This window comes from Sphingomonas sp. KR3-1, assembly GCF_040049295.1.
Lineage (GTDB): Bacteria > Pseudomonadota > Alphaproteobacteria > Sphingomonadales > Sphingomonadaceae > Sphingomonas.
In genome coordinates, this window is the sequence record NZ_JBDZDQ010000001.1 from 2,188,855 (window position 1) to 2,215,664 (window position 26,810).

Below are 26,810 nucleotides of genomic sequence, written 5' to 3' on the forward strand. Positions count from 1 at the left end.
ACAATGTCAAGCCGGAATTGCCCTGGCCGGGCGCAGGGCTTGCAGCACGGGCATTTCTCGCTAGCGTCCGCGGATGGACACCATTCGCATCCCGCGTTCGCTCTTTTTCCTGTCGATCTTCTATGGCGGCATGGTCTGCATTGCCGGCGTGCTCGGCAACAAGCAGGTCGCGCTCGGGCCGATCTCCGAGATCGGCACCTGGGTGGGCGTCGGCCCGCTCGCCGTCGAAGCCGGCATCTTCGCCTTCCTGCTGCTCGTCTCGGTCTCGAGCGCCGTCGCCGAGCTGCACGGGCCCGACACGGCGCGCCGGCTGGTGCTGTTCGGCTTCGTGCCGCTGGTTACCTCGGTGCTGCTCTCCTTCCTCGTGCTGCAGCTGCCGGCCTCGCCGAGCATGGCGCCGGACCGGCTCCAGGCCTTCGACCTGATGATGAGCGGCACGCCGCGCATCTGGCTGGGCGGCATCATCGCCTATGGCATCTCGCAGATCCTCAATGTCACCATCTTCTCGGCGCTGAAGAGCGGCGGCGGGCGACTGCTGTGGCTGCGCGCCGCGATCTCCTCGGTGCTCAGCCAGATCGCCGACACGCTGATCTTCGTCACCGTCGCCTTTTACGGCGTGTTCCCGATCGGCGAGCTGCTGGTCGGCCAGATGCTGAGCAAGGTGGTGCTGAGCATCGTGCTGGTGCCGGCGGCGATCTACCTGTTCGTCGCGCTGGGCCGGGCACTGGACGGGCGGCGCGGACTGAATTGAACTGTCTCTTAATCCTCTCCCGGAGGGAGAGGGGGACCGCCGCCGAAGGCGGTGGGGGAGAGGGAACGCCACGGGCTGTGTCGCTTGCGGCAAGCCCCCTCCACCAGCTTGCTGGTCCCCCTCCCCCTCCGGGGGAGGATTTTTTTGGGTTAGGGCGCCACTCTTAGCGGCTGGGCTTCGCAGAGGATCAGGGCGAACCAGTCATTCTCGTCGGTCCATTCGCGGATCGGGGTCCAGCCGCCGGCGCGCAGCAGCATGCGGGCGCCGTTGCGGCCATACTTGTGGCTGTTCTCGGTGTGGATCGTCTCGCCGGCCGCCATCTCGAAGCTGCGCCCGTCGACGATGAACTCCATGTCGCGCACCGCCTCGAGATGCATCTCGATCCGCGCGGCATCGTCGTTCCAGACCGCGACGTGGCGGAACGCCTCGACCGGGATCGAGCCGTCGAGCTCGCGGTTGATCCGCTCGAGCAGGTTGAGGTTGAACGCCGCGGTGATGCCCTGGGCATCGTCATAGGCGGGCACGAGTATGTCGGGTGACTTGACCCGGTCCATCCCGATCAGCAGCCGCGCGCCCTCGCCCAGCCAGTCGCGCATCGCCCGCAGCAGGTTGACCGCGTGGAAGGCCTGCATGTTGCCGATCGTCGAGCCGGGGAAGAAGCCGAGCTTGGGCATGCCGGCCACCTGCTCGGGCAGCGGCACCGGGCGGAGGAAATTGGCCTCGACCGGATAGACCGGCAGCCCCGGAAAGGCCTGGCCGAGCTCGGCGGCGGACTGGCGGAGGAAATCGCCGGAGATGTCGATCGGCACATAGGCGGCGGGATCGATGGCGCCGAGCAGCAGCGGCGTCTTGACCGAGGAGCCCGAGCCGAACTCGACCACCGCCGCGCCGCGGGCGGCCAGCGCGCCGAGCTCGGGGCCGGTCCGGCGGAGCAGTTCGGTCTCGGTGCGGGTGGGGTAATATTCGGGGAGCTGGGTGATCTCCTCGAACAGCTCGGAGCCGCGGCGATCGTAGAACCAGCGGGCGGGGATGGCGCGGGGCCGCGCGGCGAGGCCGCTCAGCACATCGGCGCGGAAATGCGGATCGGCAAGGCTGGCCTGGCCGTCTTCGAGTTCCTGTTTCAGCATGCTTGGCCGGCCTTTCTGAGAGCTTCGTCATCCCGGCGAAAGCCGGGAGCCAGAGCCCCAAACGACATCGCCTGTGGCTCCTGGGCCCCGGCTTTCGCCGGGGTGAGGGAAAAGGGGGTGACGAAGGGGGTCATAGATCCTTCGCCAGGCGCACGCCGGTGAATTGCCAGCGCTGGTGCGGATAGAAGAAGTTGCGGTAGCTGGCCCGGCTGTGGCCCCGCGGCGTGGCGCAGGAGCTGCCGCGCAGCACGAACTGCCCGCTCATGAACTTGCCGTTATATTCGCCGACCGCGCCCTCGGCCGCCTTGAAGCCGGGATAGGGGCGGAAGGCGCTGCCGGTCCATTCCCAGACATCGCCGAAGAAGGCCGGGCCCTCCGCCGAGGGCCGCGGCTCGACCGGGCCGGCGGCGTCGAGCTGGTTGCCGCCATTCGCGTCGAAGGCTGCAGCGGCGGCTTCCCATTCGAACTCGGTGGGCAGGCGCGCGCCGGCCCAGCTGGCATAGGCATCGGCTTCGAACAGGCTGACATGGGTGACCGCCGCGGCGGGATCGACCGGGCGGCGGCCGTCGAGCCCGAAGCGCGTCCAGGCGCCGCGCTCCTGGCGCCAGTAGAGCGGCGCCTCGATCCCCTCGGACCGCACCCAGGCCCAGCCGTCCGACAGCCAGTGGCGCGGCTCCCGGTAGCCGCCATCGGCAATGAAGGCCGCCCATTCGCCATTGGTGACGGTGCGGTCGGCGATGGCATGCGGGGTGAGCAGCGCCTGGTGGCGGGGGCCTTCGCAGTCGAAGAAGAAGCCGTCGTTCAACCGATTGGTTGAGCGATTCGTTGAATCGGTTGACTCGCCAACGTGCACGAGCCCCGTCGCTCCCGTGATCCAGCCGATCGGGCCGGGCATCGCGACGGGGACCTTGGGCGCGCCCTGCCATACCGCCGGCTCGAGCGGGTTGACCGAGAAATGGTGGAGGATGTCGGTGAGGAGGAGCTCCTGGTGCTGCTCCTCATGGTTGCAGCCGAGCAGGACGAGGCTGCGGGCGGCGTCGGGCAGGTCGGGCAGCGCATCGACCAGCGCGGCGGTGACATGCGCGCGATAGGCGAGGATCTCGGCCAGGCTGGGGCGCGCGAGCATGCCGCGGCGCGCGCGCGCATGGCGCTGGCCCTCGGCCTCGTAATAGCTGTTGAACAGGAACGGCCAGCGCTCGTCGAACCGCGCATAGTCCGGGACATGGTCGCGCAGTACGAAGGTCTCGAAGAACCAGGTGGTGTGGGCGAGGTGCCATTTCGCCGGCGAGGCGTCGTCCATCGACTGGATCGTGGCATCGGCATCGGAGAGCGGGCGGACCAGCGCTTCGCTGAGCGCGCGGGTGCGCGCGAAGGTCGCGGCAAGCGCGCTGGAAGCCGGAGCGGATCCCGTTTCCGTTCGCATTATGTTCTCCTAGCCCCGCGCGCGATCGCCGTCAACCGAGGAGATATAGGTGTCCGAAATGCCCCCGGTAGACGTGAAACGCCAAGGCGGCCGCATTGTTCAGCGCATGCGCGAACAAGCGAGCGAAAACAGCGGGTTCAGCGCGAGGCGCCGGGGACCCAGAGCACGTCGCCTGCTTCGTTCTGGTTCACCGCGCGGGCGGCGACGAACAGCAGGTCGGACAGGCGGTTGAGATAGGCGAGCGGTTGCGGGCCGGCCCCGGCGGCGACCGCCATGCGCTCGGCCCGGCGGGTGACGGCGCGGGCGAGATGGAGCTGCGGCGCGCCGGGGGCGCCGGCCGGGAGCACGAAGCTGGTCAGCGGCTCGAGCGCCGAGTTGATATGGTCGATCCGCTCCTCGAGCCAGGCGACCTGGGGCGCGGTGATGCGCAGCGCGCCCTCGATCCCCTCGGGCGTGGCGAGATCGGCGCCGAGGTCGAACAGGTCGTTCTGGATATGCGCGAGCATGCCGCCGAAGGCGTGCGGCCCGAGCGTCGCGCGCGCGACGCCGATCGCGCAGTTCGCCTCGTCGACATCGCCGATCGCGGCCATCAGGGGGCTCGCCTTGGAGACGCGCGAGCCGTCGACCAGGCCGGTGGTGCCGTTGTCGCCGGTGCGGGTGTAGATCTTGTTGAGCTTGACCATGGTGCGGGGACTCTACGCTTGCGAGGCTGGCTACTCAAATCCTCCCCGAGCTTGTCTCGGGGAGGGGGACCATTCGCGCAGCGAATGGTGGAGGGGCCGGCGCGGGTGCGCCGGTGCCCGGCGCGCCCCTCCACCACCGGCTGCGCCGGCGGTCCCCCTCCCCCAGCAAGCTGGGGGAGGAATTGGCGATCAGGCGTGGCGCGAGCGCAGGAGGAGCAGGCCGAAGCCGATGAAGATCGTGCCGGTCAGCCGGTTGAACCCCTTCTTGAGCGCGGGCTTGGCCAGGTGCCGGGCGAGGCCGCGGCCGCCCAGCGCATAGACCATGTACCAGAAGCATTCGATCACCGCGAAGGTGAGCACGAGGATCGCGAATTGCGGCGGCTTGGGCGCGGCGGCGCTGACGAATTGCGGGAAGAAGGCGGCGGCGAAGAGCAGGGCCTTGGGATTGGAGATGCTGATCGCATAGCCGGCGCGGAACAGCTGGGCGGGGGTGAGGCGCCGGTCGAGCGCCTGGTCGTCGCCCGGGTCGAGCGGGGTGGGGTCGGCGCGCCAGGCCTTGATGCCGAGCCAGACGAGATAGGCGGTGCCGAGCCAGCGCAGCACTTCGAACGCGCCGGGGATGGCAAGCAGCAGCGCGGTGAGCCCGGCGGCGGAGGCCGCGAGGATCGTCACCAGCCCGGCCAGGCAGCCCGCCATTGCCAGCACCGTGCGCCGCACGCCGAAATCGACGCTGCGCGACAGGATGTGGAGCATGTTGGGGCCGGGGGTTCCCGAGAGCAGGAACACGGCGGCGACGAACAGCCACCAGGTCTGGAGCGTCATTGCGGGTGCCTTGGCGGGAGCGCGGGAGGGCTCAGCCCTTGGCCGAGACCATCACCAGGATGAGCGCGATGATGCCGATCGCGATCGCCTGGAACAGGATGCGCTGCTGCATCAGCTTTTGCGACTTGAGCGCGCGCGGGCTGGGCCCGTCGCCCTGGCTCTCCAGCTCCTGGCTGGTGGTGCCCGCCATGTTTACCAGCCCTTTGATCAGGATGAACAGCGTGGCGCCCATGGCAGCGAGCAGGAGGAAGGCGAGGAAGATCATGCGCCGACCCTAAACCTGCGCGGGCGCGATGCCAACCGGCAGTTGTCCTGCGCGCAACTGGGCGGCGAGCGCGGGTCCGTCGGCACCGGCGAGGCGCATCGCCTCGAGGCTGGGCGCGCCGTGGCGCTTGGCGAGGCGCTGGCCGTCGGGGCCGAGGAGGAGCGGGTGGTGGCGATAGTCGGGCGTCGGCAGGCCGAGCAGCGCCTGGAGCAGCCGGTGGACATGGGTGGCGGCGAACAGGTCGACGCCGCGGACGACATGGCTGATGCCCTGCGCGGCGTCGTCGATAGTGACGGCGAGGTGGTAGCTGGCGGGTGCGTCCTTGCGGGCGAGGACGACGTCGCCGGCGGAGGCGGGATCGGCGCGGACGCGGCCGGCGAAGGCGTCGTGCCAGGACAATAATTCCTCCCCGAGCTTGCCTCGGGGAGGGGGACCGCCGGCGAAGCCGGTGGTGCAGGGGCGCGGCGGTTCACCGCCGCGTGCCGCGGCGGCCCCTCCACCATCGCTTCGCGATGGTCCCCCTCCCCCAGCGAGCTGGGGGAGGAATTGGATGGCCCGCGCCACATCCAGCCGCCAGCAATGCGGCTTGCTCGGGTCCGGCGCGGCGAGCCCGCGGCAGGTGCCCGGATAGAGCGCGCCCTCGGGGCCGTGCGGGGCCGAGGCGCTGGCGGCAATGTCGGCGCGGGTGCAGAAACAGGGGTAGAGCAGGCCCATCGCACGCAGGCGGGCGAGCGCATCCTCGTACAGGCCGAGGCGCTGCGACTGGAAGGTCACCGGCCCGTCCCAGGCGAGGCCCAGCCATTCGAGATCGCGCAGGATCGCCGCGACATGCTCGGGGCGCGAGCGGGTGCCGTCGATATCCTCGATGCGCAAAGTGAAGGTGCCCCCGGCCGCCCGGGCGAAGTCGTGCGCCTGGATCGCGGACCAGGCATGGCCGAGGTGGAGGCGCCCCGTCGGGCTCGGCGCAAATCTCGTGTGGACAACCATCAGAACGGCCCTTGACCGCGAGTCGCGGGATATGGTGTCATCACTGCGTCACTCTTCTCGGCGAGATGCGTGCCACCACGATTTGGGCGAGGGAGCGCATGTATCATCCCGATCTGATCCGACATCCGGACGGCTGCCCTGCCCTTGTGCTCAACGCCGATTACACCCCGCTCAGTTACTATCCGCTGAGCGTGTGGCCCTGGCAGACGGCGGTCAAGGCGCTGTTCCTCGACCGGGTGGACGTCGTCTCCTATTACGAACGCGAAGTGCGAAGTCCCAGCGCGAGGCTGAAGCTTCCTTCGGTCATCGCGCTCAAACAATATGTCAAACCTTCGCAATTCCCCGCCTTCACGCGCTTCAACCTGTTCCTTCGCGACAAATTCTCCTGCCAATATTGCGGGACGCATCGCGACCTCACCTTCGACCATGTCATTCCCCGTGCCCAGGGCGGACGCACCACCTGGGAGAATGTCGCCACTGCCTGCGCGCCGTGCAACCTCAAGAAGGGCGGGCGCACCCCCCAGCAAGCCGCGATGCCGCTCCACATCCAGCCGATCCGGCCGACGAGCTGGCACCTGCAGGAGCATGGCAAGCGCTTCCCGCCCAATTATCTCCACGAAACCTGGCGCGACTGGCTCTACTGGGACGTCGAGCTGCTGGCGTAGGCGGCCGGGTACCCTCTTCCCCGTCACCCCGGACTTGTTCCGGGGGCCACCAAGCCGCGCGCGATGCCGGTAGAACCGCTTGCCCTTGACTTGCCTCCCGGTGAGCCCCGGCACAAGGCCGGGGTGACGATCGGGATTGGCGGCGCTAGCTTCCCCGTAACGACCTGATTCTCGGGGAACAAGCATGAGCGGTTTCACCATCGACCGGCGCACGGCGCTGGCTCTCTCGCTGGGCGGCGCCTCCGCGCTGGCCTTTCCGCGGCTCGCCTTCGCCGCCGAGCTCGACGAAGCCGCGATCGATGCGATCGTGACGCCGTTCCTGACCGCGTTCGAGACGCCGGGGCTGGCGGTGGCGATCGTGCGGCCGGGGGCGCCGGCGTTCGTCAAGGGCTATGGCGTGCGCACGCTCGGCAAGCCCGCGCCGGTCGACGTCCACACCCGCTTCGGCATCGCCTCGCATTCCAAGGCCTTCACCGCCGCCGCGCTGGCGCTGCTCGTCGACGGCGGCAAGCTCGGCTGGGAAGACCCGGTGGTGAAGCACCTGCCCGAATTCCGCATGTCCGATCCCGCGATCACCCAGATGATGACGGTGCGCGACCTGCTGGTGCATCGCTCGGGGCTGCCCCTGGGCGCCGGCGACCTGATGTTCTTCCCGGCCGGCAGCCATGTCGCCGCCGATGCGCTCAAGGCGCTGCCCTATCTCAAGCCCGCGCGCGGCTTCCGGGCGGGCTATGACTATGACAACATCCTCTACATCGTCGCCGGGCTGCTGATCGAGCGCGTCTCGGGCATGCCCTGGACGCAGTTCATCGCGACGCGGCTGTTCGCGCCGCTCGGGATGGACGATGCGGTGGCGTCGCGCAGCCTGCTCAAGACCGACAATGTCGCCGGTCGGCACGCGCGGCTGGGGCCGCCGGTGCGCGGCATCGGCAAGCTCGAGGTCGTGCAGCCCGACGAAGGCCCGATGGTCGACGCCGCGGGCGGGATCAATGCGAGCATCAGCGACATGGCCAAGTGGCTGCAGGCGCAGCTGGCGCAGGGCGCGCTGCCGGGCGGCAAGCAGCTCTGGTCGAAGGACCAGGCGCGCGAGATGTGGAAGCCGCAGACGATCACCGCATCGAGCGACGGGCCGAGCGCGGACAATCCGGCGCGGCCGATCCTCCAGGCCTATGCGCTCGGCTGGTTCGTGCAGGATTATCGCGGGCTCAGGATGATCCAGCACAGCGGCGGGCTTTCGGGGCAGGTGACCTACACCGGATTGCTGCCGGGGCGCGGGATCGGCGTGTCGGTGCTGAGCAATGTCGAGGAGCCGGTCTCCTCGGCGATCCGCAACGCGATCCTCGACCGGCTGATCGACGCGCCGGCGTTCGACTGGGTCGGCAGCTATCGCACGCGGATGAAGGCGGGCGCCGACGACGCGCTGGCCAGCGTAGAGGGCGGGGTCGACAAGGCGCCGGCGGGCACGCCGTCGCTGCCGCTCGCCGCCTATGCCGGGCGCTACCGCGATCCCTGGTACGGCGATGTCGTGGTCAGCGAGAAGGGCGGCAAGCTGTGGATCGACTTCACCCCGACGCCGGTGTTCAAGAGCGTGCTCGATCCCTGGGGGCCGGACGCGTTCCGCACGCGCTTCGCCAAGGATGCCGGCGAGGACGCGGTGGTGCGCTTCGAGGTGAAGGGCGGCAAGGTGGCGGGGATGACGATGAAGCCGCTCTCGCCGCTCGCCGACTTCAGCTACGACTATCAGCACCTCGCCTTCGTGCCGGTGCCGTAATCAACTGTATTATTGTAGTAATACAGATGCTGCGCTAGAAGGACGCCATGCGAGCGGCAGAATCGACTCATGGCTGACGGCGGCGATCCAAAGAACGTCCGCTTTCCGCTGCGCCGGTCGAGCGACGATTTCGAAACGACACCAGCGCCGGCGCCGAAGCCCGAGCCGCGCGCGTGGCGGCCGCCCTCGATCGATGCGCTGGGCGAGGCGCTGCGCAAGGTAAGGCCGCAAAAGCAGGAGCCGCTCGAGCTTTCGGGAGGGATGCCGCCGCCCGAGTTCGCGCCGCGCCGGGCCGCACCCCCGCCGCCCGCGCCGCCGCCACCGCCGATCCAGCCGGGCCATGGCGAGCCGCTGCCCGCCGGCGGCTACACCAGCAACGTGCCGGTGGTGCTCAGGAAGCGGAACTGGCTGCGCTATTTCAGCTGGGCGATTGCCGGCTTCATCCTGCTGTTCATCCTCGCGGTCGGCTGGCTGGCGCTGACCGCGCCGCTCTCCAAGTCGCTGCAGCCGCCGGCGCCGCCCTCGATCACGTTGCTGTCGGCCGAGGGCAAGCCGATCGCGCGGCGCGGCGCGGTGATCGCCGAGCCGGTCGACGCGACCAAATTGCCCAAGCATGTCCGCGACGCGTTCGTCGGGATCGAGGACCGGCGCTTCTACAGCCATTGGGGCGTCGATCCGCGCGGCATCATGCGCGCCTTCGTCCACAATGTCAGCTCGAGCGGCGGGTCGCAGGGCGGCAGCACGATCACCCAGCAGCTCGCCAAGAACGCCTTTCTCAACTCGCAGCGCACCTTCGGGCGCAAGGCGCAGGAAGTGCTGATCGCCTTCTGGCTGGAAGCCTGGCTGAGCAAGGAGGAGATCCTCTCGCGCTATCTCTCCAACGTCTATTTCGGCGACAATGTGTACGGCCTGCGCGCAGCGGCGCGGCACTATTTCAGCACCGAGCCCGAGGATCTGTCGCTGAGCCAGGCGACGCTGCTGGCGGGGCTGGTGCAGGCGCCGAGCCGGCTGGCGCCGACGGGCAATTTGAAGGGCGCGCGCGAGCGGCAGAAGCTGGTGATCGGCGCGATGGTCGATGCCGGGCTGATCAGCAAGGCGCGCGGCGACGCGATCCGCCCGGCGGTGCTCCATGTCAGCAAGTCGAGCGAGGACCTGCCCAACGGCACCTATTTCGCCGACTGGGTGCTGCCCCAGGCGCGCGACCGCGCGGGCGGCGTCGGCACCGAGCAGACGGTGGAGACGACGCTCGAGCTGAGCGCGCAGCAGGCCGCCGAGCGCGCGGTGCGCAGCGCCGGGCTCAAGAAGTCGCAGATCGCGATCGTCGCGATGCATCCCGACGGCCGGGTGGTCGCGATGGTCGGCGGCAAGAGCTATGGCGAGAGCCCGTTCAACCGCGCCACCCAGGCGCGGCGCCAGCCGGGATCGACCTTCAAGCTGTTCGTCTATCTCGCGGCGCTGCGCGCGGGGATGACGCCGGACACGATGGTCGACGACACGCCGGTGCAGATCGGCGACTGGAAGCCCGAGAATTCGCATGGCAGCTATGCCGGGCGGATCACGCTGCGCCAGGCCTTTGCCAAATCGTCCAATGTCGTAGCGGCCCGGCTGACCCAGAAGGTCGGCGTGCGCGCAGTGACCCAGGCGGCGCGCGACCTCGGCATCTCGACGCCGATCGGCGACGACGCCTCGATCGCGCTCGGCACCTCGACCGTGTCGCTGCTCGAGCTGACCGCGGCCTATGCGGCGGTGGCGAACGGCTCCTATCCGGTGCGGCCGCAGGGGCTTTCCGACGACGAGGCGGCGAGCGACTGGCTGGCGAAGCGGCTGGGCGCGCCCGAGCGGTTCAACGGGCGCCAGCTCGACGATCTGCGCAGCCTGCTCGGCACCGTGGTGGAGGACGGCACCGGGCGCGGCGCGGCGCTGCCGATCCCGACCTATGGCAAGACCGGCACGACGCAGGACAATCGCGACGCGCTGTTCATCGGCTATGCGGGCGGGATCGTCTGCGGCGTGTGGCTGGGCAATGACGACAATTCGCCCAATCCGGGCCTGTCGGGCAGCGGATTGCCGGCACGGGTGTGGCGCGACTTCATGACCCGCGCGCTCGACCTGCACATCCCGCCGCCCGAGCCGACGGTGGAGCCCGACGGCAATGACGTGACGCTCGACGACGTGATCAACGGCGTCGGCGACTTCATCCAGGGCAGCGGCATCGAGACGCAGGTCGTGCCGCAGGGCGTCGATCCCGACGAGCAGGGCGAAGCGCCGGTCGACCGGCCGGGCGACCGCCGCCAGCGCCGCGAGCAGGCGCCCGACGGGCCGGTCGATCGCTTCCGGCCGGATGACCGGCGCGGCGAGGAGCGGTGAACATTTAAATCCTCCCCCAGCTTGTCTGGGGGAGGGGGACCGCCGCCGAAGGCGGTGGTGGAGGGGCGCGCCGGGCTACCGGCGCGATGCGCCGGCCCCTCCACCATTGCTTCGCAATGGTCCCCCTCCCCGAGGCAAGCTCGGGGAGGATTTTAAGGTGACATGTTGACGCCGCCAGCGCCCCCCAGCATGGACCTTCCCCATGCGCTTCTTCTCCGACAACGCCGCCGCCGTCTGCCCCGAAGTGCTCGCTGCGCTGGGCAAGGTGAACCAGCTCGACACTGCCTATGACGGCGACCGATGGTCGAAGTCGCTCGACGGCGCCTTCTCGGACCTGTTCGGCACCGAGGTGCGCGCGTTGTGGGTGCCGACCGGCACTGCGGCGAACAGCCTGGCGCTGGCCGCGCTCTGCCCGCCCTATGGCGGCGTGGTCTGCCACCGCGACGCGCACATCAATGTCGACGAATGCGGCGCGCCCGAATTCTACACGCACGGCGCCAAGCTGCTGGCCGGCGAGGGCGCAGGCTCGAAGCTGACGCCGGACGCGATCCGCGCGGTGATCGATCCGATCCGCCCCGACGTCCACCAGGTCCAGCCGCACGCGATCTCGATCACCAATGCCACCGAATATGGGCTGGCCTATACGCCCGACGAAGTCGCGGCGATCGGGGCGCTGGCGAAGGAGCGCAAGCTCGGTCTGCATATGGACGGCGCGCGCTTCGCCAACGCTGTCGCGCATCTTGGCTGCCATCCGGGCGAGGTGACCTGGCGCGCGGGCGTCGATGCGCTGAGCTTCGGCTTCGTCAAGAATGGCGGGATGAGCGCCGAGATGCTGGTGTTCTTCAAGCCCGAGCTCGCCGAGGCGACGCTGTATCGCCGCAAGCGCGCCGGGCTGCTCTTCTCCAAGGGGCGCTATCTCGCCGCGCAGGTGCTGGCGATGCTCGAGGGCGATCTGTGGCTCCGCAACGGCCGCGCGGCCAATGCCGGCGCGGCGCTGCTCGCCCGGGCGGCGGGGGACCGGCTGGTGCATGCCGTGGAGGCCAATGAAGTGTTCCTCAAGGTGAGCGCCGCGGAAGCCGCGTCGCTGCGCGCGCTCGGCTTCGACTTCTACGACTGGGGCGTCGGCGAGGCGCGGCTGGTGATCAGCTGGGACCAGGCCGAGGACGCGATCCGGCCGCTGGCGGAGGCGATCGCGGGGTTGTGAGGGGGATGCCATCCATGATCCTCCCCGGGACGGGGAGGGGGACCGCCGCCGAAGGCGGTGGTGGAGGGGGCTCTCCTCATCGGATTCGCGTGCGGCACTCCCCCTCCACCACGCCGCTTCGCGCCGTGGTCCCCCTCCCCGTCCCGGGGAGGATCTAGATGGCCGAACCCGCCCCCCAGTCCACCCGCCTGACCGTCCTCGTCCCCTTCGCGATCGTCACGTTGATCTGGGGATCGACCTGGATCGTGATCCGCGACCAGCTCTCGGTGGTGCCGCCGAGCTGGTCGGTCACCTATCGCTTCACCGTCGCCGGGGCGACGATGCTGGCCTGGGCGATGCTGCGCGGCGACGGGCTCCGGCTCGACCTGCGCGGGCTGCGCTTCGCGGTGCTGCTCGGGCTGGCGCAGTTCGTGCTCAACTTCAACTTCGTCTACCGCGCCGAGCAGCACATCACCTCGGGCGTGGTCGCGGTGGTCTATGCGCTGCTGCTGGTGCCCAATGCCGTGCTGGCGCGCGCCTTTCTCGGCCAGAAGATGGGGCGGCAGCTGGTCCTGGGATCGGCGATCGCGATGGCCGGCGTGGCGCTGCTGTTCGTCCATGAGGCGCGGCTGAGCCCGGTCGGGCCGCACGCGGCGCTGCTCGGGATCGGCATCGCGCTGGCCGGGGTGATGAGCGCCTCGGTCGCCAACGTCATGCAGGCGACGCAGACGGCCAAGGCCTATCCGATGGCGACGACGCTCGGCTGGGCGATGCTGTGCGGGGCGGCGATCGATGCGGCATTCGCCTTCGCCACGGTCGGCGCGCCGGTGTTCGATCCGCGGCCGAGCTATGGGCTGGGCATCCTCTATCTCGGGGTGCTGGGATCGGCGGTGACGTTCAGCATCTATTTCCAGCTGATCCGCACGATCGGGCCGGCCAAGGCCGCCTATACCAGCGTGCTGATCCCGGTGATCGCGATGCTCTTCTCGACGCTGTTCGAAGGCTATCGCTGGTCGGTGCTGGCGGGTGCCGGCGCGGTGCTGGTGGTCGCCGGGCTGGTGGTGGCGCTCAAGGCGCGCAGGCCGAACCGGTAATCGGGGTAGCGCGGGCGCCAGCCGAGCACCCGCTTCGCCTTGCCGTTCGCGACGCGGCGGTTCTCGGCATAGAAGGCGCGGGCCTGGGGGCTGAGATCGGCCTGGTCGAGCGCGACCAGCGGCGGGACCGGCAGGCCCAATAGCGCGCAGCCATGGGCGATGACGTCGCGCTGCGCGGCGGGCAGGTCGTCGGCGAGGTTGTAGGCGCCGGGCGGACCGTCGAACCCGGCGACAATCCCTTCGACAATGTCGTCGACATGGACGCGGCTGAACACCTGGCCGGGCAGCTCGATGCGCGTCGCGGCGCCGACGCGGATGCGGTCGAGCGGCGAGCGGCCGGGGCCGTAGATGCCGGGCAGGCGGAAGACGCGCGCGCTCGGCAGCGCCAGCCAGGCGGCGTCGGCCTGCGCGCGGGCGGTGCGGCGGCCGGTGCCCGTGGCGGCGGTCTCGTCGACCCAGGCGCCGCCGGTGTCGCCATAGACCCCGGTCGAGGAGAGATAGCCGAGCCACGCGCCCGAGGCGGCGAGCTCGGGGGCGTAGGCCGCGAGCACGGGGTCGCCGGTTTCGCCGGGCGGGACGGTGGAGAGGATGTGGGTGGCGTTGGCGATGTCGGACTTGCGGCCGGCGAAGGTGTCGCGGGTGACGGTGGCGATGTCGGCCCGGCCCGCGAGCCGCGCGATCAGGCGAGCGGCGGTGTAGCCGGGGCCGAAGATCAGGAGGCGCATGACTCAATTCCTCTCCCGGAGGGAGAGGGGGACCGCGACGCGCAGCGTCGTGGTGGAGAGGGAAAGCCGCAGGCGGTGTCGTGTGGGGCAGGCCCCCTCCACCATGCTGCGCATGGTCCCCCTCCCCCTCCGGGGGAGGATTGATGCGCTACTCCGCCCCATGGCCTCCGAACTGCACCCCGAAGAAATCGCCCTTGTTCCAGCGCGGGCGCTCGGGGCCGTCGGTGAGCGCGCGGGCGACGGCGTAGTTCACGCGCATGTATTTCGCGGCCGAATCCCAGTCGAAGGGCAGGTCGATCTGGTCCGAGGGCTTGTGGTAATTGTCGGCGAGGAACTTCTTCTGCGCCTCGGCGCCGGCGCCGCCCGGGCCGGTATCGAGCGAGACCGCGGGGATGCCGGCCTTGACGAAGCTGTAATGGTCCGAGCGGACGAAGAACATCTCCTCGGGCGCGGGATCGGGGACGACCTTCAGCCCCTCGCCCGCCGCCGCCTGCGCGATCACCGGGCCGAGGCTGGAGCGCTCGCCGCCCAATGCGACGAGGTCCTCGAGCCGGTAGGTGAGGATCGGCATGTCCATGTTGACGTCGGCGACGAGCTTGTTCTTCGCCACCGGCGGATAATGCGCGAAATAGTCGGAGCCGATCAGCCCCTTCTCCTCCGCCGCAAGCGCGACGAACAACATCGAGCGCTTCGGCTTCTCGCCCGAGGCGACGAACTTGCGCGCGACCTCGAGCATCGTCGAGACGCCGATCGCATTGTCCATCGCGCCGTTATAGATGCGGTCGCCGTTCACCGCGTCGCCCACGCCGACATGATCGAGATGCGCGGAAAGCACGACATACTCGCCCTTGAGCAACGGATCGGTGCCGGGGATCATGCCGACGACGTTGCGGGTGGCGAGCGTCACCAGCCGCGTCTTGCTGGCGACCTTGAGCGTGCCGGGCAGCGCGCCGGTGGGCACGCGGCTGCCCTTGCGCTGGGCGATCAGCACGTCCGACCATTTGACCTTGGCGCCCTGGAACAGCTTGTCGGCGCCGGCCGAGCCGACATAGCCGACCGGCGGCGCGCCCGCCGCGGTGGCGAAGACGGTGCCGTCGGGCTGCGCCCAGCCGTCGCGCGGATAGTCGTAATAGGCGGCGATCGCCTCGAACGGGATCTGCTCGCGCTGCGCCAGCGATTCGAGCATGATCACCGCGACCGCGCCCTTCTTCTGCGCGATCAGCGCCTTCTGCTCGTCGTCGCCGAAATGCGCCTCGACCGCGTTGGGCAGCCCCTTGGGCACGCCGGGGAGGATCGCGACGATCTTCCCCTTCACGTCGAGCCCCTTGTAGTCGTCGCGCTTGCCCTCGGGATAGACGATCCCGTAGCCGGCGAAGACCATGCCGCCCTCGGCATGGAAATCGGGCGTGGCGGGGGCGGGGGTGTTGATGAAATCGATGCCGAACTGGAGCGGGATCTCGGTGCTGCCGCGCACCAGCGTCCACTTGGCCTTCTCCGCCGGCTTGTAGTTGACCAGCCGGAAGGGCTGGAACCAGCTGCCGTTCGCGCCGGGCTCGAGCCCGAGGCGGAGCATCTCCGCCGCTACATATTCCGCCGCCACGTCATAGTCGCGCGTCCCCGCCTCGCGCCCGCGCAGGGCATCGGAGGCGAGGAACTGGACATGCGCCTTGAGCGCCGCCTGCTCGGGCGGGAGCGGCGCCGTCTGGGCTTGGGCCAGCGGCGCGGCGAGCAGCGCGGCCGCGGCGAGAAGGCGGCGAAGGGTCACTTGGCTGCAGGACCCTGGGCCATCGGCCCCTTGTACAGCGTGCCGAAGAAGTCGCCCTTGTTCCACACCGGCTTGTCCTCGGCATCGGCGATGGCGCGCGCGATCGCATAGTTGAGGGTGACGAAGCGCAGGCCCTGCTTCCAGTCGATCAGCTCGACCTGGTCGGAGGGCTGATGGTAATGCTTGTCGAGGAATTCCTTGGTCGCCGCCGCACCCGGGCCGCCTGGCCCGAGATCGAGCGAGACCGCGGGGATGCCCGCCTTGACGAAGCTGTAATGGTCCGAGCGGACGAACGAGGCTTCCTCGGGCGTGGGATCGGGGACGAGCTTGACGCCCTGCTCCGCCGCCGCCGCCTCGACCAGCGTGCCGACCGTGCTGCGATCGGCGCCGTACGCGACGAGATCGACGAAGTCATAGGTCAGGATCGGCATGTCGAGATTGACGTCGGCGACGATCGAGCCCTTGGGCACGGTGGGGTTGGCGGCGAAATATTCGGAGCCGACCAGGCCCTTTTCCTCCGCCGTCACCGCGACGAACAGGATCGAGCGGCGCGGCGCCTTGCCCGATGCCTGGAAGCGCCGGGCGACCTCGAGCATCGAGGCGGTGCCGACGGCATTGTCCATCGCGCCGTTGTAGATGGTGTCGCCCTTCGCATCGGGCCGGCCGACGCCGACATGATCGAGATGCGCGGAGATCACGACATATTCGCCCGCCTTGTCGGTGCCCGGCAGCATGCCGGCGACATTGTTGCTGGTGAGCGTGCGGATCGCGGTGTTGGCGGTGCCGGTGGCGACCACACCCAGGGCTCCGGTCGGCAGCTTCCTGTCCGCCTTGTCGGCAGCGAGCACCGCGTCCCACTGGATCTTCGCGCCGGCGAACAGCTTGGCGGCGCCGTCGAACCCGAGATAGGTGAAGGGCGGGGCGCCGGCGCCGGCATCGGAGCCCTGCCAGGTCATCGCCTCGCTCTGCGCGAAGCCGACGCTGGCTGCGAACGGGAAGATCGCGTGGCGGGCATTGCCCTCGATCAGGATCACGCCGACCGCGCCGTGCAGCGCCGCGGTGCGCGCCTGGATATCGGGCTGGCTGAGATGCGCGCGCACGTCGCTGGGCGCCGAATGCGGCGAATCGCGCAGCACCGCGACGATCGCGCCCTTGGTCTTGAGCCCCTTATACTCCTCCTCGCTGCCATAGCCGGCGAAGACCACCGGGCCCGAGACCGCGACCTTGGGGTTCGACGGCACCGCGCGCGCGACATAGTCCTTGCCCCAGACCAGCGGTGTCTCGACGCCGTTCCGGGTGAGCGAGAGCGTGCCGTGATCGGCCGACTTGTAGGCGACCAGCGGCACCGGCTGGAGCCAGCTGCCGTTGACGCCGGCGGGCTTCAACCCGGCGGCGAGCATCTGCGCGGCGACATATTGCTCGGCGATGGTCAGCTCGGGGCTGCCGGTGTCACGGCCCTTCATCGCATCGGAGGCGAGGAACTGGACATGCGCCTTGAGCGCGGCTGCGTCCTGGCTGAGGTCCTGGGCGAAGGCGGGCGTGGCGGCGAGCAGGGTCGCCGCGAGGAGGAGTGCGCGCTTCATCTTACTTGGCTCCCGGGCCGTTATAGGTGAGGCCGAAGAAATCGCCCTTGTTCCAGACCGGCTTCTGGTCGCCATCGGCGATCTCGCGGGCGATCCGGTAGTTCACATCGACGAAGCGCACGCCCGATTCCCAGTCGATCGCCGGCAGCTGGCCGACCTCGTCCGAGGGCTGGTGATAATGGTTCTTCATGAAGTCATCGATCGCCGCGCGGCCCGGGCCGCCGGCACCCGGCCACAGGAAGACCGAGGGCACGCCCTTGCGGACGAAATTATAGTGGTCCGAGCGGACGAAGATGTTCTCGCCGGGCAGCGGATCGTCCGACAGCGGCACGCCGATCGCCTTGCCGGCGCGCTCGACGATCGGGCCGAGCGTCGAGTGGCTGGCGCCGTACACGACGATGTCCTGGAACTTGTAGGTGATGATCGGCATGTCGAGATTGACGTCCGCCACGATCGCCTCGGCGGGCACGGTCGGGTGGTTGGCGAAATAGTCCGATCCGATCAGGCCCTTCTCCTCGGCGGTGACCGCGAGGAACAGGATGGTGCGGCGCGGCTTGGTGCCGGCGGTCTTGAAGCGCTTGGCCTCCTCGATCAGCGAGGCGATGCCGACCGCATCGTCGAGCGCGCCATTGTTGATCGTGTCGCCGGTCTTGTCCGGACGGCCGACGCCGATGTGATCGAGATGCGCCGAGAGGACGACGATTTCCTTGGCGAGCACCGGGTCGCTGCCCGGGATGATGCCGGCGACATTGTAGCTCTGCACCGGAGTGAGCGCGGTCTTGGCGGCGACGGTGACGGTGACCGGCAGCGCCTCGGCCTTGAACACCGCGTCGGGCGCCTCGGCGGCCTTGGCGATATCGGCCCATTTCTGCTTCGCGCCGGCGAACAGCTTCTCGGCGCCGGCGAGGCTGACCGTGCCGGCAGCCGGGGTGCCCGGCGCGGCGATATGGCCGGTGCCGTCCGGATTGCCCCAGGTGAAGCGCGGGCGCGTCACGGCATTGGCGTAGAAGCTGAACGGGCGCTGCTTCGAGGTGCGCGGCGATTCGAGCGTGATCGTGGCGACCGCGCCGTGCCTGGCGGCGATCTCCGACTTGGCGGCGGGATTGGAGAAGTGCGCGCTCACCTCGCCCGGGAAGCTCTCGGGCGCGCCGCCGAAATAGGCGACGATCTTCCCCTTCACATTGACGCCCTTATAGTCGTCGCGCCCCTGGCCGACGATGCCGTAGCCGACGAACACCACCGGCGCGGTGACGGTGTAATTGGGCGTCTCGGGATTGGCCGAGGAGACGAAGTCCTTGCCGAATTCGAGCGCGACCGGGGCAGCGCCCTTGCGGGTGATCGCCATCGTGCCGGGGCCGTCGAGCTTGGCGCTGACCAGCGGCACGCTCTGCAGATAGCCGCCGTCGTCGCCGGCAGGCTTGAGGCCCGCGGCATAGAATTGCGACGCGACATATTGCGCGGCGATGTTGAACTCCGGGCTGCCGGCCTCGCGACCGCGCATCGCGTCCGAGGCGAGGAACATCACATGGCTCTTGAGCGCGGCCTGGTCGGCGGGGAGCGGCGCGGTGACGACGGCGTTGCGCTCGGCGGCGGTCGGCGTGGGGGCGGGCGCGGGGGCCGTCTGGGCGTGCGCGGGCAGCGCCAGCATCAGCGCGAGGGCGAGCGGCGTGGTGGTGCGGAGCATGGGGGAAACCTCTTGGGGGAATTCGGGTTATCGCTTCGGTAGCACGGCTTGGCGCAGGCGCAAGCCGGCAGATTTTCAAGGTGGCGGGCCGCGCGCTTGCCCCTATATCCGAGGCATCATGGCAGACGCTCTCAACGCACCGCAGACTCCGCACATCACACGCCGCGAGGACTATCGCGCGCCCGACTGGATGATCCCCGAGATCGCGCTCGATTTCGCGCTCGACCCGGCGGCGACGAAGGTGCGCGCGACGCTGAAAGTGGAGCGCAACGGCGCGCATGACCGCCCGCTCGTGCTGAACGGCGACGGGCTCGCGGCCGAGAGCGTGACGGTGGACGGTGCCGAGGCGCAGGGCTGGCGGATGGACGGGCCGGACCTGGTCATCCCGCTCACCGGCGATGCGCACGAGATCGAGACGGTGGTGACGATCGCGCCGGAGCGCAACACGCAGCTCCAGGGGCTCTATGCCAGCTCGGGCATGCTCTGCACCCAGTGCGAGGCCGAGGGCTTTCGCCGCATCACCTTCTTCCCCGACCGGCCCGACGTGCTCTCCAAGTACAAGGTGCGGATGAGCGGCGACAAGGCGCGCTTCCCGGTGTTGCTGGCGAACGGCGATCCGATCGCGCAGGGCGAGGGCGAGGACGGCACGCACTGGGCCGAGTGGCACGATCCGTTCCTCAAGCCGAGCTACCTGTTCGCGCTGGTCGCGGGCGATCTGGTCGCCAACCGCGGCACCTTCACCACGATGAGCGGGCGCGGCGTCGATCTCGGCATCTGGGTGCGCGCGGGCGATCTGCCCAAGACCGATCATGCGCTGCACGCGCTCAAGCTGTCGATGGCGTGGGACGAGACCGTCTATGGCCGCGAGTACGACCTCGACGTGTTCAACATCGTCGCGGTGGACGACTTCAACTTCGGCGCGATGGAGAACAAGGGGCTGAACGTCTTCAACAGCCGCTACATCCTTGCCGACCCCGATACCGCCACCGATTATGATTACGACGCGATCGCCGCGGTGGTCGCGCACGAATATTTCCACAACTGGTCGGGCAACCGCGTGACCTGCCGCGACTGGTTCCAGCTGAGCCTGAAGGAAGGCTTCACCGTCTTCCGCGACCAGAGCTTCTCGGGCGACCAGGGCAGCAAGGCGGTCAAGCGGATCGAGGATGTGCGCGGCCTGCGCGCGAGCCAGTTCCCCGAGGATGCCGGCCCGCTCGCCCATCCGGTGCGCCCCGACGAATATATCGAGATCTCGAACTTCTACACGGCGACGATCTACAACAAGGGCGCCGAAGTGATCCGGATGATGTCGACCATCCTCGGCCCGCAGAAATTCCGCGCCGCGACCGACCTCTATTTCGACCGGTTCGACGGCACCGCCGCGACCTGCGAGGATTTCGTCCAGTGCATGGAGGAAGCCGGCGGGGTGGACCTGACGCAGTTCCGCCGCTGGTACAGCCAGGCGGGCACGCCGCGCGTCACGGCCAACCTCAGCCAGGAGGGCGGCCGCGCCCGCCTCAAGCTCGCGCAGACCGTGCCGCCGACGCCGGGCCAGCCGGTCAAGGAGCCGATGGTGCTGCCGCTCAAGCTCAAGCTGTTCGGCAGCTATACCGGGCGGCCGATGTGCGAGGAGCAGCTGGTGCTGCTCAAGGACGCCGCGCAGGAAATGCTGTTCGAGAACCTGTCCGAGCCGCCGGTGCTCTCGATCAACCGCGGCTTCTCGTCGCCGGTGATCGTCGAGACCAACCGCACCGCGAAGGACCTCGCCTTCCTCTCGGCGCATGACGACGATCCCTTCGCCCGCTACGAGGCGATGCAGCAGCTGATGCTCGACACGCTCGTCGCCGCGGTGGCGAGCGGCAAGGGCGACCACGCCGCGGTGATCGAGGCGGTGCGCGGCACGCTGGGCGACGCGGCGCTCGACAAGGCGTTCGTCGCCGAGGCGGTGCTGCTCCCGTCGGACAGCTTTGTCGGCGACCAGATGGGCGTGGTCGATCCCGACGCGATCTTCGCCGCACGCGAAGCCCTGCGCGCGGAGCTGGGCAAGGCGCTCGAGACCGAATGGCGCGCGGCCTATGACGGCGCGCAGGCCAATCGCTTCGAATATTCGCCGGCGGCCAAGGGCGCGCGGCGGCTCAAGAACGTTGCGCTCGGCTATATCGCGGCGAGCGGGGCCGGCGATGCCGCTGCGCTCGCCTTCGACCAGTTCGAGGCGGCGGACAACATGACCGATCGCCAGGGCGCGCTGAGCACGCTGGTCAACGGCGCCTCGGACAAGCGCGAGGCGGCGCTGGCGGCCTTTTACGCGCGCTACCAGGGCAATGCGCTGGTGCTCGACAAATGGTTCCAGACCCAGGCGCTGTCGTCGCGCGACGATGCGGCGCAGGCGGTGGAGAAGCTGGCGGCGCACAAGGACTTCACGCTCGCCAATCCGAACCGCGCGCGTGCGCTGATCGGCGCGTTCAGCGTCAACCAGCGCGCGTTCCACGATGCGTCGGGCCGCGGCTATCGCTTCGTCGCCGACCAGTTGATCGCGCTGGACCGCCTCAATCCGCAGACCGCCGCCAAGCTGGTGCCGCCGCTCGGCCGGTGGAAGCGCTTCGACGCGGGCCGCGCGGCCAAGATGCGCGCCGAGCTCGAGCGGATCGTCGCGACGCCGGGGCTGAGCAAGGACATGTTCGAGCAGGCCAGCAAGTCGCTGGATTAATTCCTTAATCCTCTCCCGGAGGGAGAGGGGGACCGCCGCCGAAGGCGGTGGTGGAGAGGGAATGCGGCAGGCGGCGCCGCTCGTGGCAGGCCCCCTCCACCGCTTCGCGGTCCCCCTCCCCCTCCGGGGGAGGATTTGGTTTGGCTTTGATCGCAAGGCGCAGGAAGTAGCAGGGGGGCGATCGGCCCATATCGGCAGGGTAAGGAGAACCACCATGACCCTGTCGACCAAGACTTGTCCCTCGCCCGTCGGCGCCCTCACGCTCGTGGCCAGTGAGAAAGGCCTTGTCGCGATCCTGTGGGAGAAGGATTCGCCCGACCGCGTGAAGCTCGGCGACGTCGCCGAGGACGCGGATCATCCGATCCTGGCGCAGGCCGAGGCGCAGCTCGGCGAGTATTTTGCCGGCACGCGAACCCGCTTCGACCTGCCGCTCGATTTCCGCGGCACCGATTTCCAGAAGTCGGTCTGGGCCGAGCTGCTCGCCATCCCGTTCGGCGAGACGCGGTCCTATGGCGAGATCGCGATGAAGCTCGGCCGCCCCAAGGCCTCGCGCGCGGTGGGCGCCGCCAATGGCCGCAACCCGATCTCGATCGTCGCGCCGTGCCACCGGGTGATCGGATCGACAGGCAAGCTCACCGGCTTTGCCGGCGGGCTCGAGGCCAAGGCGTATCTGCTGGGGCTGGAGCGGGGCTGACTTACAAGCCCCTCCCCCTTGGGGGAGGGGCTTTACAGAGTTATGCCATCACGTTCCGGCCGCGCGTCACCACCGCGGTGTGGCCCACGCTGGCCCTGGTGGTGCGCTGGGTGATCGTGTCCATCATCACCCAGTCGTTGCTCGCCTTTTCGGGAGTGAGCGTCAGCGCCATATAGCCGCGGCGGCTGGTGTCGCACCATTTCAGCTCGGGGTTGGTCGCGACCAGCGCGGCGGCGATCACCTTGGGATCGGTGCCGGTGCTGCCCTCATAGCCCGGCGAGGTGACGCTGTGCCCGGCGAACTCGACGCCGGCGGGCTTGCCGTCCTGGCCCAGGTCGAACGCCCAAGCATTGTGGCTGTCGCCGCAGAGCACGAGCAGGTTGGCGCCCGCCGCCTGGGCGGACTTGAGGAAGCGCGCACGCGCCGCCGGGAAGCCGCCCCAATTGTCGAGGTCCGCCGGGATGCCGAGCTTGCTCGCCATCACCCCGGCGCGGACATAGGCCTGGGCGTTGGGCAGCGCATCGGGCTTGATCCAGTCGAGCGCCTGCTCGGGCATGCGCTGCTTGCCCATGATCGTGCCGAAGCCGACCACCTGCCACTTCTGGCCTGCGCGCACCGACTTCCTGAGCGCATGGCCGAGCCACGCCTCCTGCTCGGTGCCTAGCATCGTGCGCGCCGGATCCTGGAGCTCGCCGTCGCGGAACGCGATCAGCGCCTTTTGCGCATCGGCTGACTTGAGCAGCGGGCCGAGCTCGGGCTCGTCGCTGCGATAGAGGAGGCGGCTCTCGGTGCGGAACAGCGTGGCGAGGCCGCCGATGTCGTAGCTGCCCCACGGTGTTTCGGAGACCGGCATCCATTCCTTGAAGGCCTGGAGCGCGGCCGCCTTGCGGTCGTTCCAGTCGGCCTCGCCCGGCTGGTTGTTCTGCGCGCTCATCTCGCGGCTGTTGTTGGCCGATTCGTGATCGTCCATCTGGATGAGCATTGGCTTCAATCGGTGCAGCTCCTGCAGGTCCGGGTCGCTGCGATAGCTGCCATAGCGCAGGCGGTAGTCCGCCAGGTGGATCATCTCGGTCGCCGGCTCGGGCCAGCGACCATCGACCGCGCCGCCGGCGGGCGCATAGCCGCCCTTGGCATATTCGTAGAGATAGTCGCCGAGATGGACCCACAGGTCGATGTCCGGGCGCGTCGCGGCATGGCCATAGGCGTTGAAATAGCCATAGGGCATGTTCGAGCAGGAGAAGATCGCGATGCCGAACCGGGCGGTGTTGCCGCTCGGCAGCGTCCTGGTCTGGCCGGTGGGCGAGAAGCTGCCGTCGGGCGCCACGAAGCGATAGAAATAGCGCGTGCCCGGCTCGAGATTCTCGACGGTGATCTTGACGGTGTGATCGCGCCATGGCCCGGTGATCTGCTCGCCGCCCGAGACGATCTTCGCGAAATCCGCCGTCCTCGAGATCTCGGCCTTCACCTTCACCGGGCCGCCGCTGGCCGGGACGTAGCGCGTCCACAGCAGCATCGTGTCCGGCCCCGGCTCGCCGCTGGCGACCGAATGGGTGAAGCCGCGGGCCAGCGCCTGGGCTAAGGCGAAACCCGGAATGGCGAGCGCGCCAAGGCCCAGCGTACCGGTGAGCAGGAGCGAGCGGCGATCGAGGCGCAGTGTCATTTTGAAGCGTTCCCAAGCTATTTCACCGCAAGGCTTGCCGCCCGCTCGTGTCGAGTTCGTGACAGCATGCGCGGCGGACGCTAAGCACGCGTCCAGTCGCACGCAACAAGGCCGTAACCAACCAGATGCCGCATCACCTTCCGCCCGGGGCTTCGCGCTCCTGATGGCAAGCAAGTCCGAAGTGCTGGGGAGCCGGACGACTCGCCTGACCGACCTTACCGCGACGATCGCCGCGCTGCCGCGCTGGTCGATCCTGCTGTTCGCCGCGATTGCGGTGCGTGCGCTGACCTTTGGCAATCCCGTCGTCCATGTCGATGAGGAGTTCTACTTCGTCACCGCGCAGCAGATGCTGCACGGCGCGGTGCCGTTCGTCGACGTGTGGGACCGCAAGCCCGTGGGGCTGTTCCTGATCTACCTGCTGCCCGCAGCATTCGGCGTGCCGGCGGGGATCTGGGTGTACCAGGCGATGGCGCTCGCCGCGGTGGTCGGCACCGCGCTGCTGATCGCGCGGCTCGCCGAAAAGGCGGGCTGGGGAAGCGGCTCCCTGGTCTCGGCGCTGCTCTATCTCTTCATGATCAACTTCGCCGATGGCCAGGGCGGCCAGGCGCCGGTGTTCTACAACCTGCTGATGGCCTGGGCCTTCCTGCTCGTCGTGCCCAGGCCCGGGGACGAGAGCGGCGACCGCCGCCGGATCCATCGCGGCACGCTCGCGATGCTGATCGTCGGCGTGGCGATGCAGGTGAAATATTCGGTGGTGTTCGAGGCGATGTTCCTCGGCCTGTGGCTGATGTGGCGCGAGATCAAGCTCGGCACCAGCATGGCGCATGTGATCCGACGCGGCTGCCTGTGGGCTTCGGCGGTGTGGCTGCCGACCTTCATCGCCTGGGCGACCTTCATCCTGATCGGGCACGGCGATGCCTGGTTCTATGCCAATTTCGGCTCGATCGTCGATCGGCTGAGCGATCCGCCCGCGGTGCTGCTGCGCGCCTTCCTGAAGATCGCGCTCATCCTCGGCGTGCTGCTGATCGTCTCCGGCCTGTCGCGCCACGTGCCGGTGAAGGACGAGAGCGAGCATCCGGTGCGCGCGCTGCTGTTCGGCTGGCTGATCGCCGCGGTGATCGGGCTGCTCGTTTTCGGCAGCTGGTTCAACCACTATGCGCTGCCGGTGCTGGTGCCCGCCAGCCTGTGCTGCGCCGGCTATCTCGGCGGCACTGCGTTCGGCCGGAAATGGCTGGCCCCGGCGATGCTGCTCGCGGCCTGTTTCGGCGGCGAATATACCGCGTGGAGCGCCAAGTGGCACCGCGGCAATGCCGACCAGCTCGAGGCGCTGGCCGACGGCATCGGCCATGGCAGCGGCTGCATGTACATCTATTCGGGTAATGCGATCCTCTACAGCTACACCCAGCGCTGCGCGCTGACGCCGTGGATCTTCCCCAGCCACTTGTCGCGCGAGCGCGAGAATGGGGCGCTGGGGGTCGACCAGCTCGAGGAGATCAACCGCATCTTCGCGCAGCGGCCGGAGATCGTGGTGATGCGCCCGACCTATTTCGGCGAGCGCATGGCCGCGCACCGACTGGCGGTGCAGCGGATGGCAGCGATGGGCTATCGCCTGCGCGGGCGCTGGCCGCTCGGCGACCTGCTCATCTCGGTCTACGAGCTGCCGGCGGCCCGCAATGCCGCGCCGCCGCGCTTGGCTTCCAGCAAGCCCTCATAATAGGCCATCAGCTCGGCGGCGTGATCGGCGTCGCTGCGGACCTTGCCCGCGGCGACGCGGGCGGCGTTGCGCAGCAGGGTCGGCTCGCGGGTGAACATGCGGCGGATCGCGTCGGCCGCCGAATAGGCGTCGCGCGCGCGATAGGTCTCGGCGAACAGCGGATCGGCGATCTCGGCGAACCCGCCCTCGTCGGGCCCGATCAGCGGCAGGCCCGAGGCGAGCGCTTCGGAGGCGACCAGTCCGAACGGCTCGGCATCGGAGCCGTGGATCAGCGCATCGCAGCTCGCCATGATCCGCGAGAAGCGGACCCGGTCATAGACGGGCCGGAAGATCTTGATGTGCGGGCTGCCGGCGATGCGCTGCTCGAGCTGGCGGCGCTGCGGCCCGTCGCCGATCAGCATCAGGCCGACGGGCAGGTCGTTCGCCGCCGCCTCGACCGCGTCGATCACCAGCGGCCAGCGCTTTTCCTTGTGATGCCGCCCCAGGCCGAGCAGCAGATGCCCCTCGGGCGGCAGGCCGAGCTGCGCCAGCAGCGCCACGCGCAGCTTCTCGTCGCGCAGTTCGGGCGAGAACCATTGCCGCTCGATGCCCAGCGGCATCGACGCATCGACATGCATGCCGCGGCGGCGGAAGCGCTTGGCGAGCGCCGGCCCGTTGGTGACGAAAGCGTCGTAATGCCGCAGGAAGCGGTTCATGTAGCGCGTGTACCAGTCGAACGCCTGCTCGACCTGGATCGGCGTCGCGACGCTGTCGAGCCAGCGCTGCGGATAGGCGCCGATCTGGTCGCCATGCGCGAAGAACACCTTCACGGCGTCTCCCTGCCACTGCGCCACTGTCCAGGCCGGGCGCCAGGGCGAGCTGGTCTCGACGATGTCGGGCTTGAGCTCGTCGAGCAGCGCCCAGATCGGCTCGTCGAGCACGAAGATGCCGTAGTTGCGATCGAGGATCAGCGGCGGCGCCTTGAGCCAGATGATCCGGCCGCCACCCGGCCGCTCCTCCACGCTCGTCTCGAGCGCGGGGGCGATCACGGTCAGCTCATGGCCCATATCGGCCATGATCCCCATCTTGCGATCGAGATAGGTGCGCACCCCGCCGCCGGTGGGCGAGTAGAACTCGTTGACGTCGACGATGCGCATGGCG

The 26,810-nt window shown here is 69.2% G+C and carries 21 protein-coding genes; 9 read left to right on the forward strand and 12 right to left on the reverse strand.

Annotated features, from left to right (window positions below; translation table 11 throughout):
- Positions 1 to 73: 73 nt before the first annotated feature.
- Entirely contained in the window at positions 74 to 751 is a 678-nt protein-coding gene (locus ABLE38_RS10765) for a queuosine precursor transporter (protein ID WP_348974139.1), read from the forward strand.
- Positions 752 to 900: 149 nt separating this feature from the next.
- Here the strand turns inward: ABLE38_RS10765 and egtD are convergent, their stop codons facing one another.
- The 6 genes from egtD to ABLE38_RS10795 all read right to left on the reverse strand — a co-directional run bounded on the left by egtD (position 901) and on the right by ABLE38_RS10795 (position 6,058).
- Positions 901 to 1,878 (reverse strand): L-histidine N(alpha)-methyltransferase, encoded by a 978-nt coding sequence (gene egtD, locus ABLE38_RS10770; RefSeq protein WP_348974140.1) that lies wholly within the window; start codon positions 1,876 to 1,878, stop codon positions 901 to 903.
- Positions 1,879 to 2,008: 130 nt separating this feature from the next.
- Positions 2,009 to 3,301, reverse strand: a complete 1,293-nt coding sequence (gene egtB / locus ABLE38_RS10775) for an ergothioneine biosynthesis protein EgtB (RefSeq protein ID WP_348974141.1) — start codon at positions 3,299 to 3,301, stop codon at positions 2,009 to 2,011.
- Between the two features lie 137 nt (positions 3,302 to 3,438).
- Complete coding sequence (locus ABLE38_RS10780) at positions 3,439 to 3,984, reverse strand: cob(I)yrinic acid a,c-diamide adenosyltransferase (protein ID WP_348974142.1); 546 nt, start codon at positions 3,982 to 3,984, stop codon at positions 3,439 to 3,441.
- 189 nt (positions 3,985 to 4,173) lie between these two features.
- On the reverse strand, positions 4,174 to 4,806 hold the full coding sequence (locus ABLE38_RS10785) for a LysE family translocator (RefSeq protein ID WP_348974143.1): 633 nt from the start codon (positions 4,804 to 4,806) through the stop codon (positions 4,174 to 4,176).
- Positions 4,807 to 4,837: 31 nt separating this feature from the next.
- Complete coding sequence (locus ABLE38_RS10790; protein WP_348974144.1) at positions 4,838 to 5,071, reverse strand: twin transmembrane helix small protein; 234 nt, start codon at positions 5,069 to 5,071, stop codon at positions 4,838 to 4,840.
- A 9-nt stretch (positions 5,072 to 5,080) separates the two neighbouring features.
- On the reverse strand, positions 5,081 to 6,058 hold the full coding sequence (locus ABLE38_RS10795; protein ID WP_348974145.1) for a glutamyl-Q tRNA(Asp) synthetase: 978 nt from the start codon (positions 6,056 to 6,058) through the stop codon (positions 5,081 to 5,083).
- 98 nt (positions 6,059 to 6,156) lie between these two features.
- Between ABLE38_RS10795 and ABLE38_RS10800 the strand changes: the two genes are divergently transcribed.
- From ABLE38_RS10800 to ABLE38_RS10820, 5 genes are all read left to right on the forward strand, one after another.
- A complete protein-coding gene (locus tag ABLE38_RS10800; protein WP_348974146.1) occupies positions 6,157 to 6,723 on the forward strand; it encodes an HNH endonuclease in 567 nt (188 codons plus the stop codon).
- Between the two features lie 184 nt (positions 6,724 to 6,907).
- Positions 6,908 to 8,494, forward strand: a complete 1,587-nt coding sequence (locus ABLE38_RS10805) for a serine hydrolase (RefSeq protein ID WP_348974147.1) — start codon at positions 6,908 to 6,910, stop codon at positions 8,492 to 8,494.
- 69 nt (positions 8,495 to 8,563) lie between these two features.
- A complete protein-coding gene (locus tag ABLE38_RS10810; protein WP_348974148.1) occupies positions 8,564 to 10,861 on the forward strand; it encodes a transglycosylase domain-containing protein in 2,298 nt (765 codons plus the stop codon).
- A 202-nt stretch (positions 10,862 to 11,063) separates the two neighbouring features.
- Positions 11,064 to 12,065, forward strand: coding sequence for a beta-eliminating lyase-related protein (locus tag ABLE38_RS10815; protein ID WP_348974149.1), 1,002 nt, complete (start codon positions 11,064 to 11,066; stop codon positions 12,063 to 12,065).
- Between the two features lie 158 nt (positions 12,066 to 12,223).
- A complete protein-coding gene (locus ABLE38_RS10820; protein ID WP_348974150.1) occupies positions 12,224 to 13,138 on the forward strand; it encodes an EamA family transporter in 915 nt (304 codons plus the stop codon).
- Here the strand turns inward: ABLE38_RS10820 and ABLE38_RS10825 are convergent.
- The 4 genes from ABLE38_RS10825 to ABLE38_RS10840 form a co-directional block, all read right to left on the reverse strand.
- Positions 13,048 to 13,863 (reverse strand): NAD(P)-dependent oxidoreductase, encoded by an 816-nt coding sequence (locus ABLE38_RS10825; protein WP_348974151.1) that lies wholly within the window; start codon positions 13,861 to 13,863, stop codon positions 13,048 to 13,050. The genes ABLE38_RS10820 and ABLE38_RS10825 overlap by 91 nt on opposite strands.
- Positions 13,864 to 14,011: 148 nt before the next feature.
- Positions 14,012 to 15,628, reverse strand: a complete 1,617-nt coding sequence (locus tag ABLE38_RS10830) for a M28 family metallopeptidase (protein ID WP_348974152.1) — start codon at positions 15,626 to 15,628, stop codon at positions 14,012 to 14,014.
- Positions 15,625 to 17,211, reverse strand: coding sequence for a M20/M25/M40 family metallo-hydrolase (locus ABLE38_RS10835; RefSeq protein ID WP_348974153.1), 1,587 nt, complete (start codon positions 17,209 to 17,211; stop codon positions 15,625 to 15,627). The genes ABLE38_RS10830 and ABLE38_RS10835 overlap by 4 nt, the downstream gene beginning before the upstream one ends.
- Before the next feature lies 1 nt (position 17,212).
- Positions 17,213 to 18,895, reverse strand: coding sequence for a M28 family metallopeptidase (locus ABLE38_RS10840; RefSeq protein WP_348974154.1), 1,683 nt, complete (start codon positions 18,893 to 18,895; stop codon positions 17,213 to 17,215).
- A gap of 118 nt (positions 18,896 to 19,013) precedes the next feature.
- On the opposite strand from ABLE38_RS10840, the gene pepN reads away from it, so the two are divergent.
- Entirely contained in the window at positions 19,014 to 21,602 is a 2,589-nt protein-coding gene (gene pepN, locus ABLE38_RS10845) for an aminopeptidase N (protein ID WP_348974155.1), read from the forward strand.
- Positions 21,603 to 21,816: 214 nt separating this feature from the next.
- A complete protein-coding gene (locus ABLE38_RS10850; protein ID WP_348974156.1) occupies positions 21,817 to 22,296 on the forward strand; it encodes a methylated-DNA--[protein]-cysteine S-methyltransferase in 480 nt (159 codons plus the stop codon).
- Positions 22,297 to 22,336: 40 nt separating this feature from the next.
- Here the strand turns inward: ABLE38_RS10850 and ABLE38_RS10855 are convergent, their stop codons facing one another.
- Positions 22,337 to 23,956, reverse strand: coding sequence for an alkaline phosphatase D family protein (locus ABLE38_RS10855; protein WP_348974157.1), 1,620 nt, complete (start codon positions 23,954 to 23,956; stop codon positions 22,337 to 22,339).
- A 163-nt stretch (positions 23,957 to 24,119) separates the two neighbouring features.
- Between ABLE38_RS10855 and ABLE38_RS10860 the strand changes: the two genes are divergently transcribed.
- Positions 24,120 to 25,670: a hypothetical protein gene (locus tag ABLE38_RS10860; protein ID WP_348974158.1), complete on the forward strand. Its 1,551-nt coding sequence runs from the start codon at positions 24,120 to 24,122 to the stop codon at positions 25,668 to 25,670.
- Here the strand turns inward: ABLE38_RS10860 and ABLE38_RS10865 are convergent.
- Complete coding sequence (locus ABLE38_RS10865; RefSeq protein WP_348974159.1) at positions 25,607 to 26,806, reverse strand: glycosyltransferase; 1,200 nt, start codon at positions 26,804 to 26,806, stop codon at positions 25,607 to 25,609. The genes ABLE38_RS10860 and ABLE38_RS10865 overlap by 64 nt on opposite strands.
- Positions 26,807 to 26,810: the final 4 nt, after the last annotated feature.